The organism is Escherichia sp. WS33 (assembly GCF_046486385.1).
Classification (GTDB): Bacteria; Pseudomonadota; Gammaproteobacteria; order Enterobacterales; family Enterobacteriaceae; genus ECMA0423.
Genome location: NZ_JBJQLJ010000005.1, coordinates 196,556 through 208,607 on the forward strand (window position 1 = coordinate 196,556; position 12,052 = coordinate 208,607).

The window sequence follows — 12,052 nt, forward strand, 5'->3', positions numbered from 1 at the left end:
TTTACCCTTCATCACTAAAGGCCGCCTGTGCGGCTTTTTTTACGGGATTTTTTTATGTCGATGTACACAACAGCCCAGCTGCTGGCGGCAAATGAGCAGAAATTTAAGTTTGATCCGCTGTTTCTGCGTCTCTTTTTCCGTGAGAGCTATCCCTTCACCACGGAGAAAGTCTATCTCTCACAAATTCCGGGACTGGTAAACATGGCGCTGTACGTTTCGCCGATTGTTTCCGGTGAGGTTATCCGTTCCCGTGGCGGCTCCACCTCTGAATTTACGCCGGGATATGTCAAGCCGAAGCATGAAGTGAATCCGCAGATGACCCTGCGTCGCCTGCCGGATGAAGATCCGCAGAATCTGGCGGACCCGGCTTACCGCCGCCGTCGCATCATCATGCAGAACATGCGTGACGAAGAGCTGGCCATTGCTCAGGTCGAAGAGATGCAGGCAGTTTCTGCCGTGCTTAAGGGCAAATACACCATGACCGGTGAAGCCTTCGATCCGGTTGAGGTGGATATGGGCCGCAGTGAGGAGAATAACATCACGCAGTCCGGCGGCACGGAGTGGAGCAAGCGTGACAAGTCCACGTATGACCCGACCGACGATATCGAAGCCTACGCGCTGAACGCCAGCGGTGTGGTGAATATCATCGTGTTCGATCCGAAAGGCTGGGCGCTGTTCCGTTCCTTCAAAGCCGTCAGGGAGAAGCTGGATACCCGTCGTGGCTCTAATTCCGAGCTGGAGACAGCGGTGAAAGATCTGGGCAAAGCGGTGTCCTATAAGGGGATGTATGGCGATGTGGCCATCGTCGTGTATTCCGGACAGTACGTGGAAAACGGCGTCAAAAAGAACTTCCTGCCGGACAACACGATGGTGCTGGGGAACACTCAGGCACGCGGTCTGCGCACCTATGGCTGCATTCAGGATGCGGACGCACAGCGCGAAGGCATTAACGCCTCTGCCCGTTACCCGAAAAACTGGGTGACCACCGGCGATCCGGCGCGTGAGTTCACCATGATTCAGTCAGCACCGCTGATGCTGCTGGCTGACCCTGATGAGTTCGTGTCCGTACAACTGGCGTAATCATGGCCCTTCGGGGCCATTGTTTCTCTGTGGAGGAGTCCATGACGAAAGATGAACTGATTGCCCGTCTCCGCTCGCTGGGTGAACAACTGAACCGTGATGTCAGCCTGACGGGGACGAAAGAAGAACTGGCGCTCCGTGTGGCAGAGCTGGAAGAGGAGCTTGATGACACGGATGAAACTGCCGGTCAGGACACCCCTCTCAGCCGGGAAAATGTGCTGACCGGACATGAAAATGAGGTGGGATCAGCGCAGCCGGATACCGTGATTCTGGATACGTCTGAACTGGTCACGGTCGTGGCACTGGTGAAGCTGCATACTGATGCACTTCACGCCACGCGGGATGAACCTGTGGCATTTGTGCTGCCGGGAACGGCGTTTCGTGTCTCTGCCGGTGTGGCAGCCGAAATGACAGAGCGCGGCCTGGCCAGAATGCAATAACGGGAGGCGCTGTGGCTGATTTCGATAACCTGTTCGATGCTGCCATTGCCCGCGCCGATGAAACGATACGCGGGTACATGGGAACGTCAACCACCATGACATCCGGTGAGCAGTCCGGTGCTGTGATACGTGGTGTTTTTGATGACCCTGAAAATATCAGCTATGCCGGACAGGGCGTGCGCGTTGAAGGCTCCAGCCCGTCCCTGTTTGTCCGGACTGATGAGGTGCGGCAGCTGCGGCGTGGAGACACGCTGACCATCGGTGAGGAAAACTTCTGGATAGACCGGGTTTCGCCGGATGATGGCGGAAGCTGTCATCTCTGGCTTGGGCGTGGCGTGCCGCCTGCCGTTAACCGTCGCCGCTGAAAGGGGGATGTATGGCCATAAAAGGTCTTGAGCAGGCCGTTGAAAACCTCAGCCGTATCAGCAAAACGGCGGTGCCTGGTGCCGCCGCAATGGCCATTAACCGCGTTGCGTCATCCGCGATATCGCAGTCTGCGTCACAGGTTGCCCGTGAGACAAAGGTACGCCGGAAACTGGTAAAGGAAAGGGCCAGGCTGAAAAGGGCCACGGTCAAAAATCCGCAGGCCAGAATCAGGGTTAACCGGGGGGATTTGCCCGTAATCAAGCTGGGTAATGCGCGGGTTGTCCTGTCCCGCCGCAGGCGTCGTAAAAAGGGGCAGCGTTCATCCCTGAAAGGTGGCGGCAGCGTGCTTGTGGTGGGAAACCGTCGTATTCCCGGCGCGTTTATTCAGCAACTGAAAAATGGCCGGTGGCATGTCATGCAGCGTGTGGCCGGGAAAAACCGTTACCCCATTGATGTGGTGAAAATCCCGATGGCGGTGCCGCTGACCACGGCGTTTAAACAGAATATTGAGCGGATACGGCGTGAGCGTCTTCCGAAAGAGCTGGGCTATGCGCTGCAGCATCAACTGAGAATGGTAATAAAGCGATGAAACATACTGAACTCCGTGCAGCCGTACTGGATGCACTGGAGAAGCATGACACCGGGGCGACGCTTTTTGATGGTCGCCCCGCTGTTTTTGATGAGGAAGATTTTCCGGCAATTGCCGTTTATCTCACCGGCGCTGAATACACGGGCGAAGAGCTGGACAGCGATACCTGGCAGGCGGAGCTGCATATTGAAGTTTTCCTGCCTGCTCAGGTGCCGGATTCAGAGCTGGATTCGTGGATGGAGTCCCGGATTTATCCGGTGATGAGCGATATCCCGGCACTGTCAGATTTGATCACCAGTATGGTGGCCAGTGGCTATGACTACCGGCGCGACGATGATGTGGGCCTGTGGAGTTCAGCCGATCTGACTTATGTCATTACCTATGAAATGTGAGGACGCTATGCCTGTACCAAATCCTACAATGCCGGTGAAAGGTGCCGGGACCACCCTGTGGGTTTATAAGGGGAGCGGTGACCCTTATGCGAACCCGCTTTCAGACGTTGACTGGTCGCGTCTGGCAAAAGTTAAAGACCTGACGCCCGGCGAACTGACCGCTGAGTCCTATGACGACAGCTATCTCGATGATGAAGATGCAGACTGGACTGCGACCGGGCAGGGGCAGAAATCTGCCGGAGATACCAGCTTCACGCTGGCGTGGATGCCCGGAGAGCAGGGGCAGCAGGCGCTGCTGGCGTGGTTTAATGAAGGTGATACCCGTGCCTATAAAATCCGCTTCCCGAACGGCACGGTCGATGTGTTCCGTGGCTGGGTCAGCAGTATCGGTAAGGCGGTGACGGCGAAGGAAGTGATTACCCGCACGGTGAAGGTCACCAATGTGGGACGTCCGTCGATGGCAGAAGATCGCAGCACGGTGACGGCGACAACCGGCATGACGGTGACACCCGCCAGTGCTTCCGTAGTGAAAGGGCAGAGCACCACGCTGACCGTGGCATTCCAGCCGGAGGGCGCAACCGACAAGAGCTTCCGTGCGGTGTCTTCGGATAAAACAAAAGCCACCGTGTCGGTCAGTGGTATGACCATCACCGTGAAAGGTGTTGCTGCAGGCAAGGTCAACATTCCGGTCGTATCTGGTAATGGTGAGTTTGCTGCGGTTGCAGAAATCAACGTCACCGCCAGTTAATCCGGAGAGTCAGCGATGTTCCTGAAAACCGAATCATTTGAACATAACGGTGTGACCGTCACGCTTTCTGAACTGTCAGCCCTGCAGCGTATTGAGCATCTCGCCCTGATGAAACGGCAGGCAGAACAGGCGGAGTCAGACAGCAACCGGAGGTTTACTGTGGAAGACGCCATCAGAACCGGCGCGTTTCTGGTGGCGATGTCCCTGTGGCATAACCATCCGAAGAAGACAAAGCTGCCTTCCATGAATGAAGCCGTTAAACAGATTGAGCAGGAAGTGCTTACCACCTGGCCCACAGAGGCAATTTCTCATGCTGAAAACGTGGTGTACCGGCTGTCCGGTATGTATGAGTTTGTGGTGAATGATGCTCCTGAACAGGCAGAGGACGCCGGGCCTGCAGAGCCTGTTTCTGCGGGAAAGTGTTCGACGGTGAGCTGAGTTTTGCCCTGAAACTGGCGCGTGAGATGGGGCGACCCGACTGGCGCGCCATGCTTGCCGGGATGTCATCCACGGAGTATGCCGACTGGCACCGCTTTTACAGTACCCATTATTTTCATGATGTTCTGCTGGATATGCACTTTTCCGGGCTGACGTACACCGTGCTCAGCCTGTTTTTCAGCGATCCGGAGATGCATCCGCTGGATTTCAGTCTGCTGAATCGGCGCGAGGCTGACGAAGAGCCTGAAGATGATGTGCTGATGCAGAAAGCGGCAGGGCTTGCCGGAGGCGTTCGTTTTGGCCCGGACGGGAATGAAGTTATCCCCGCTTCCCCGTATGTGGCGGACATGACGGAGGATGACGTAATGCTGATGACAGTATCAGAAGGGATCGCAGGAGGAGTCCGGTATGGCTGAACCGGTAGGCGATCTGGTCGTTGATTTAAGTCTGGATGCGGCCAGATTTGACGAGCAGATGGCCAGAGTCAGGCGTCATTTTTCCGGTACGGAAACTGATGCGAAAAAAACAGCGGCAGTCGTTGAACAGTCGCTGAGCCGACAGGCGCTGGCTGCACAGAAAGCGGGGATTTCCGTCGGGCAGTATAAAGCCGCCATGCGTATGCTGCCTGCACAGTTCACCGACGTGGCCACGCAGCTTGCAGGCGGGCAAAGCCCGTGGCTGATCCTGCTGCAACAGGGTGGTCAGGTTAAGGACTCCTTCGGCGGGATGATCCCCATGTTCCGGGGGCTTGCCGGTGCGATCACCCTGCCGATGGTCGGGGCCACCTCGCTGGCGGTGGCGACCGGTGCGCTGGCGTATGCCTGGTATCAGGGTAACTCAACCCTGTCCGATTTCAACAAAACGCTGGTCCTTTCCGGTAATCAGTCGGGTCTGACGGCAGATCGTATGCTGGTCCTGTCCAGAGCCGGGCAGGCGGCAGGGCTGACGTTTAACCAGACCAGCGAGTCACTCAGTGCACTGGTTAAGGCGGGGGTAAGCGGTGAGGCTCAGATTGCGTCCATCAGCCAGAGTGTGGCGCGTTTCTCTTCTGCATCCGGCGTGGAGGTGGACAAGGTCGCTGAAGCCTTCGGGAAGCTGACCACTGACCCGACGTCGGGGCTGACGGCGATGGCGCGCCAGTTCCATAACGTGACGGCGGAGCAGATTGCGTATGTTGCTCAGTTGCAGCGTTCCGGCGATGAAGCCGGGGCATTGCAGGCGGCGAACGAGGCCGCAACGAAAGGGTTTGATGACCAGACCCGACGCCTGAAAGAGAACATGGGCACGCTGGAAACCTGGGCAGACAGGACAGCACGGGCATTCAAATCCATGTGGGATGCGGTGCTGGATATTGGTCGTCCTGATACCGCTCAGGAGATGCTGATTAAGGCAGAGGCTGCGTTTAAGAAAGCGGACGACATCTGGAATCTGCGCAAGGATGATTATTTTGTTAACGATGAAGCGCGGGCGCGTTACTGGGATGATCGTGAAAAGGCCCGTCTTGCGCTTGAAGCCGCCCGAAAGAAGGCTGAACAGCAGAGTCAACAGGACAAAAATGCGCAGCAGCAGAGCGATACCGAAGCATCACGGCTGAAATATACCGAAGAGGCGCAGAAGGCTTACGAACGGCTGCAGACACCGCTGGAGAAATATACCGCCCGTCAGGAAGAACTGAACAAGGCACTGAAAGACGGGAAAATCCTGCAGGCAGATTACAACACGCTGATGGCGGCGGCGAAAAAGGATTATGAAGCGACGCTGAAAAAGCCGAAACAGTCCGGCGTGAAGGTGTCTGCGGGCGATCGTCAGGAAGACAGTGCTCATGCTGCCCTGCTGACGCTTCAGGCAGAACTCCGGACGCTGGAGAAGCATGCCGGAGCGAATGAGAAAATCAGCCAGCAGCGCCGGGATTTGTGGACAGCCGAAAGCCAGTATGCCGTGTTGCATAAGAAGTTGTCTGCTGACGTTCTGGATGGACAGAAGAAATCGCTAAGTATCGAGGAAAAATCTCTTCTTGCTCATGAAAAAGAGACGCTGGAGTACAAACGTCAGCTGGCTGAACTTGGCGATAAGGTTGAACACCAGAAACGGCTGAACGAACTGGTACAGCAGGCGGAGAAATTCGCACAGCAACAACGGGCAAAACGGGCCAGCATTGAGGCGAAAAGCCGGGGGTTGACTGACCGGCAGGCAGCGCGGGAAGCCACGGAACAGCGCCTGAAGGAACAGTATGGCGATAATCCGCTGGCGCTGAATAACGTCATGTCAGAGCAGAAAAAGACCTGGGCGGCTGAAGACCAGCTTCGCGGGAGCTGGATGGCAGGCCTGAAGTCCGGCTGGAGTGAGTGGGAAGAGAGCGCCACGGACAGTATGTCGCAGGTAAAAAGTGCAGCCACGCAGACCTTTGATGGTATTGCACAAAATATGGCGGCGATGCTGACCGGCAGTGAGCAGAACTGGCGCAGCTTCACCCGTTCCGTGCTGTCCATGATGACAGAAATTCTGCTTAAGCAGGCAATGGTGGGGATTGTCGGAAGTATAGGCAGCGCCATTGGCGGCGGCGCATCAGCGTCAGGCGGTACAGCCATTCAGGCAGCTGCGGCGAAATTCCATTTTGCGACCGGAGGGTTTACGGGAACCGGCGGCAAATATGAGCCAGCGGGGATTGTTCACCGTGGTGAGTTTGTCTTCACGAAGGAGGCAACCAGCCGGATTGGCGTGGGAAATCTTTACCGGCTGATGCGCGGCTATGCCACCGGCGGTTATGTCGGTACACCGGGCAGCATGGCGGACAGCCGGTCGCAGGCGTCCGGGACGTTTGAGCAGAATAACCATGTGGTGATTAACAACGACGGCACGAACGGTCAGATAGGGCCACAGGCACTGAAGGCTGTTTATGACGTAGCCCGTAAGGCGGCAATGGATGTTGTGACCGGGCAGATGCGCGATGGTGGTCTGTTCTCCGGAGGTGGACGATGAAAACCTTCCGCTGGAAAGTGAAACCCGGTATGGATGTGGCTTCGGCCCCTTCCGTAAGAAAGGTGCGCTTTGGTGATGGCTATTCCCAGCGAGCGCCTGCCGGGCTGAATGCCGACCTGAAAACGTACAGCGTGACGCTTTCTGTTCCCCGTTGGGAGGCCACGGCGCTTGAGTCGTTTCTGGCTGAGCACGGGGGCTGGAAATCCTTTCTGTGGACGCCGCCTTATGGCTACCGGCAGATAAAGGTGACCTGCGCAAAATGGTCGTCGCGGGTCAGTATGTTGCGTGTTGAGTTCAGCGCAGAGTTTGAACAGGTGGTGAACTGATGCAGGATATCCGACAGGAAACACTGAATGAATGCACCCGTGCGGAGCAGTCGGCCAGCGTGGTGCTCTGGGAAATCGATCTGACAGAGGTTGGTGGAGAACGTTATTTTTTCTGTAATGAGCAGAACGAAAAAGGTGAGCCGGTCACCTGGCAGGGGCGACAGTATCAGGCGTATCCCATTCAGGGGAGTGGTTTCGAACTGAATGGCAAAGGCACCAGTACGCGCCCCACGCTGACGGTTTCTAACCTGTATGGCATGGTCACCGGGATGGCGGAAGATCTGCAGAGTCTGGTCGGCGGAACGGTGGTCAGGCGTAAGGTTTATGCCCGTTTTCTGGATGCGGTGAACTTCGTCAACGGAAACAGCGACGCCGATCCGGAGCAGGAGGTGATTAGCCGCTGGCGCATCGAGCAGTGCAGCGAACTGAGCGCGGTCAGTGCCTCCTTTGTACTGTCCACGCCGACTGAAACGGATGGTGCCGTTTTTCCGGGGCGCATCATGCTGGCTAATACCTGCACCTGGACCTATCGCGGTGATGAGTGCGGTTATAACGGTCCGGCGGTCGCGGATGAATATGACCAGCCGACGTCCGATATCACGAAGGATAAATGCAGCAAATGCCTGAGTGGCTGTAAGTTTCGCAATAATGTCGGCAACTTTGGCGGCTTCCTTTCCATTAACAAACTTTCGCAGTAAATCCCATGACACAGACAGAATCAGCGATTCTGGCGCACGCCCGGCGATGTGCGCCAGCGGAGTCGTGCGGCTTCGTGGTAAGCACGCCGGAGGGGGAAAGATATTTCCCCTGCGTGAATATCTCCGGTGAGCCGGAGGCGTATTTCCGTATGTCGCCGGAAGACTGGCTGCAGGCAGAAATGCAGGGTGAGATTGTGGCGCTGGTCCACAGCCACCCCGGTGGTCTGCCCTGGCTGAGTGAGGCCGACCGGCGGCTGCAGGTGCAGAGTGATTTGCCGTGGTGGCTGGTCTGCCGGGGGACGATTCATAAGTTCCGCTGTGTGCCGCATCTCACCGGGCGGCGCTTTGAGCACGGGGTGACGGACTGTTACACGCTGTTCCGGGATGCTTATCATCTGGCGGGGATTGAGATGCCGGATTTTCATCGCGAGGATGACTGGTGGCGTCACGGTCAGAATCTCTATCTGGATAATCTGGAGGCCACAGGGCTGTATCAGGTGCCGTTGTCATCAGCACAACCGGGCGATGTGCTGCTGTGCTGTTTTGGTTCATCGGTGCCGAATCATGCCGCCATTTACTGTGGTGATGGCGAGCTGCTGCACCATATTCCTGAACAACTGAGCAAACGAGAGAGGTATACCGACAAATGGCAGCGACGCACACACTCCCTCTGGCGTCACCAGGCATGGCACGCATCTGCCTTTACGGGGATTTGCAACGATTTGGCCGCCGCATCGACCTTCGTGTGAAAACGGGGGCTGAAGCCATCCGCGCACTGGCCACACAGCTCCCGATGTTTCGTCAGAAACTGAGCGACGGCTGGTATCAGGTACGGATTGCCGGGCGGGACGTCAGCACGTCCGGGTTAACGGCGCAGTTACATGAGACTCTGCCTGATGGCGCTGTGATTCATATTGTTCCCAGAGTCGCCGGGGCCAAGTCAGGTGGCGTATTCCAGATTGTCCTGGGGGCTGCCGCCATTGCCGGATCATTCTTTACCGCCGGAGCCACCCTTGCAGCATGGGGGGCAGCCATTGGGGCCGGTGGTATGACCGGCATCCTGTTTTCTCTCGGTGCCAGTATGGTGCTCGGTGGTGTGGCGCAGATGCTGGCACCGAAAGCCAGAACTCCCCGTACACAGACAACGGATAACGGCAAACAGAACACCTATTTCTCCTCACTGGATAACATGGTTGCCCAGGGCAATGTTTTGCCTGTTCTGTACGGTGAAATGCGCGTGGGGTCGCGGGTGGTTTCTCAGGAGATCAGCACAGCAGATGAAGGTGATGGTGGTCAGGTTGTGGTGATTGGTCGCTGATGAAAAATGTTTTATGTGAAACCGCCTGCGGGCGGGTTTGTCGTTTATGGAGCGTGACGAATGGGTAAAGGCAGCAGTAAGGGGCATACCCCGCGCGAAGCGAAGGACAACCTGAAATCCACGCAGTTGCTGAGTGTGATTGATGCCATCAGTGAAGGGCCGATTGAAGGTCCGGTGGATGGATTAAAAAGCGTGCTGCTGAACAGTACGCCGGTGCTGGACAGTGAGGGGAATACCAACATCGCCGGTGTCACGGTGGTGTTCCGGGCCGGTGAGCAGGAGCAGACACGGCCGGAGGGATTTGAATCCTCCGGCTCCGAGACGGTGCTGGGTACGGAAGTGAAATATGACACGCCGATCACCCGCACCATTACGTCTGCAAACATCGACCGTCTGCGCTTTACCTTCGGTGTACAGGCACTGGTGGAAACCACCTCAAAGGGGGACAGGAATCCGTCGGAAGTCCGCCTGCTGGTTCAGATACAACGTAACGGTGGCTGGGTGACGGAAAAAGACATCACCATTAAGGGCAAAACCACCTCGCAGTATCTGGCCTCGGTGGTGGTGGGTAACCTGCCGCCGCGCCCGTTCAACATCCGGATGCGCAGGATGACGCCGGACAGCACCACAGACCAGCTGCAGAACAAAACGCTCTGGTCGTCATACACTGAAATCATCGATGTGAAACAGTGCTACCCGAACACGGCACTGGTCGGCGTGCAGGTGGACTCGGAGCAGTTCGGCAGCCAGCAGGTGAGCCGTAATTATCATCTGCGCGGGCGTATTCTGCAGGTGCCGTCGACTTATAACCCGCAGACGCGGCAATACAGCGGTATCTGGGACGGGACGTTTAAACCGGCATACAGCAACAATATGGCATGGTGTCTGTGGGATATGCTGACCCATCCGCGCTACGGCATGGGGAAACGTCTTGGTGCGGCGGATGTGGACAAATGGGCGCTGTATGTCATCGGCCAGTATTGCGACCAGTCGGTGCCGGACGGCTTTGGCGGCACGGAGCCGCGCATCGCCTGTAATGCGTACCTGACCACACAGCGAAAGGCGTGGGATGTGCTCAGTGATTTCTGCTCGGCGATGCGCTGTATGCCGGTATGGAACGGGCAGACGCTGACGTTCGTGCAGGACCGACCGTCGGATAAGGTGTGGACCTATAACCGCAGTAATGTGGTGATGCCGGATGATGACGCGCCGTTCCGCTACAGCTTCAGCGCCCTGAAGGACCGCCATAATGCCGTTGAGGTGAACTGGATTGACCCGGACAACGGCTGGGAGACGGCAACAGAGCTTGTGGAGGACACGCAGGCCATTGCCCGTTACGGTCGTAACGTCACGAAGATGGATGCCTTTGGCTGTACCAGCCGGGGGCAGGCACACCGCGCCGGGCTGTGGCTGATTAAAACGGAGCTGCTGGAGACGCAGACCGTGGATTTCAGCGTGGGTGCCGAAGGGCTTCGCCATGTGCCGGGTGATGTTATTGAAATCTGCGATGATGACTATGCCGGTATCCGCATCGGCGGGCGCGTGCTGGCTGTGAACAGCCAGACCCGGACGCTGACGCTCGACCGTGAAATCACGCTGCCATCCTCCGGTACCACGCTGATAAGCCTGGTTGACGGAAGTGGCAATCCGGTCAGCGTGGAGGTCCAGTCCGTCACCGACGGCGTGAAGGTAAAAGTGAGCCGTGTTCCTGACGGCGTTGCCGGATACAGCGTATGGGGGCTGAAGCTGCCGACGCTGCGCCAGCGCCTGTTCCGCTGCGTGAGTATCCGTGAGAACGATGACGGCACGTATGCCATCACCGCCGTGCAGCATGTACCGGAAAAAGAGGCCATCGTGGATAACGGGGCGCACTTTGACGGCGACCAGAGCGGCACGGTGAATGGTGTCACGCCGCCAGCGGTGCAGCACCTGACTGCCGAAGTCACCGCAGACAGCGGGGAATATCAGGTGCTGGCGCGCTGGGACACGCCGAAGGTGGTGAAGGGGGTGAGCTTTATGCTTCGCCTGACCGTGGCAGCGGATGACGGCAGTGAGCGGCTGGTCAGCACGGCCCGGACGACGGAAACCACATACCGCTTCACGCAACTGGCGCTGGGGAACTACAGGCTGACAGTCCGGGCGGTAAATGCGTGGGGACAGCAGGGCGATCCGGCATCGGTATCGTTCCGGATTGCCGCACCGGCAGCGCCGTCTCGGATTGAGCTGACACCGGGCTATTTTCAGATAACCGCCACGCCGCATCTTGCGGTTTATGACCCGACGGTACAGTTTGAGTTCTGGTTCTCGGAAAAACGGATTGCTGATATCAGGCAGGTTGAAACCACAGCCCGCTATCTTGGCACGGCGCTGTACTGGATAGCTGCCAGTATCAATATCAGGCCGGGCCATGATTATTATTTTTACGTTCGTAGTGTGAACACCGTTGGCAAATCGGCATTCGTGGAGGCTGTCGGTCGGGCGAGCGATGATGCGGAAGGTTACCTGGATTTTTTCAAAGGCAAGATAACCGAATCTCATCTCGGCAAGGAGTTGCTGGAAAAAGTCGACCTGACGGAGGATAACGCCAGCAAACTGGATGAGTTTTCGAAAGAGTGGAAGGACGCCAACGATAAGTGGAATGCCATGTGGGGCGTCAAAATTGAGCAGACCAAAGACGG

At 57.1% G+C, this 12,052-nt stretch carries 14 protein-coding genes; all 14 read left to right on the forward strand.

Annotated elements, in window-relative coordinates:
* Positions 1–54: 54 nt before the first annotated feature.
* Positions 55–1,080 carry a major capsid protein gene (locus ACJHXA_RS06710; protein WP_000063286.1) on the forward strand — a complete coding sequence of 342 codons (1,026 nt, stop codon included), beginning with the start codon at positions 55–57 and terminating at the stop codon, positions 1,078–1,080.
* Between the two features lie 41 nt (positions 1,081–1,121).
* Positions 1,122–1,520 (forward strand): DNA-packaging protein FI, encoded by a 399-nt coding sequence (locus ACJHXA_RS06715; RefSeq protein WP_000158905.1) that lies wholly within the window; start codon positions 1,122–1,124, stop codon positions 1,518–1,520.
* A gap of 11 nt (positions 1,521–1,531) precedes the next feature.
* On the forward strand, positions 1,532–1,885 hold the full coding sequence (locus ACJHXA_RS06720) for a head-tail joining protein (RefSeq protein WP_103262090.1): 354 nt from the start codon (positions 1,532–1,534) through the stop codon (positions 1,883–1,885).
* Positions 1,886–1,896: 11 nt separating this feature from the next.
* On the forward strand, positions 1,897–2,475 hold the full coding sequence (locus ACJHXA_RS06725) for a phage tail protein (protein WP_000975081.1): 579 nt from the start codon (positions 1,897–1,899) through the stop codon (positions 2,473–2,475).
* On the forward strand, positions 2,472–2,867 hold the full coding sequence (locus ACJHXA_RS06730; protein ID WP_077473973.1) for a phage minor tail U family protein: 396 nt from the start codon (positions 2,472–2,474) through the stop codon (positions 2,865–2,867). Before ACJHXA_RS06725 ends, ACJHXA_RS06730 begins: the two co-directional genes overlap by 4 nt.
* A 7-nt stretch (positions 2,868–2,874) precedes the next feature.
* Positions 2,875–3,615, forward strand: coding sequence for a phage tail protein (locus tag ACJHXA_RS06735; RefSeq protein WP_103262092.1), 741 nt, complete (start codon positions 2,875–2,877; stop codon positions 3,613–3,615).
* Positions 3,616–3,630: 15 nt separating this feature from the next.
* Positions 3,631–4,053, forward strand: coding sequence for a phage tail assembly chaperone G (gene gpG / locus ACJHXA_RS06740; protein ID WP_077473991.1), 423 nt, complete (start codon positions 3,631–3,633; stop codon positions 4,051–4,053).
* Positions 4,035–4,469, forward strand: coding sequence for a phage tail assembly protein T (locus tag ACJHXA_RS06745; protein WP_000459481.1), 435 nt, complete (start codon positions 4,035–4,037; stop codon positions 4,467–4,469). The genes gpG and ACJHXA_RS06745 overlap by 19 nt, the downstream gene beginning before the upstream one ends.
* Complete coding sequence (locus ACJHXA_RS06750; protein WP_103262091.1) at positions 4,462–7,032, forward strand: phage tail tape measure protein; 2,571 nt, start codon at positions 4,462–4,464, stop codon at positions 7,030–7,032. Before ACJHXA_RS06745 ends, ACJHXA_RS06750 begins: the two co-directional genes overlap by 8 nt.
* Positions 7,029–7,358 (forward strand): phage tail protein, encoded by a 330-nt coding sequence (locus tag ACJHXA_RS06755; RefSeq protein WP_000847333.1) that lies wholly within the window; start codon positions 7,029–7,031, stop codon positions 7,356–7,358. Before ACJHXA_RS06750 ends, ACJHXA_RS06755 begins: the two co-directional genes overlap by 4 nt.
* Entirely contained in the window at positions 7,358–8,056 is a 699-nt protein-coding gene (locus tag ACJHXA_RS06760) for a phage minor tail protein L (protein WP_001152538.1), read from the forward strand. The genes ACJHXA_RS06755 and ACJHXA_RS06760 overlap by 1 nt, the downstream gene beginning before the upstream one ends.
* 5 nt (positions 8,057–8,061) lie before the next feature.
* The gene (locus ACJHXA_RS06765) at positions 8,062–8,805 is read left to right on the forward strand and encodes a C40 family peptidase (RefSeq protein WP_180490391.1); all 744 of its coding nucleotides are present in this window, start codon (positions 8,062–8,064) and stop codon (positions 8,803–8,805) included.
* Positions 8,802–9,374, forward strand: coding sequence for a tail assembly protein (locus ACJHXA_RS06770; protein ID WP_003717986.1), 573 nt, complete (start codon positions 8,802–8,804; stop codon positions 9,372–9,374). Before ACJHXA_RS06765 ends, ACJHXA_RS06770 begins: the two co-directional genes overlap by 4 nt.
* A 60-nt stretch (positions 9,375–9,434) precedes the next feature.
* A partial coding sequence (locus ACJHXA_RS06775; protein WP_283512273.1) for a host specificity protein J occupies positions 9,435–12,052 on the forward strand: 2,618 nt, incomplete at its 3' end.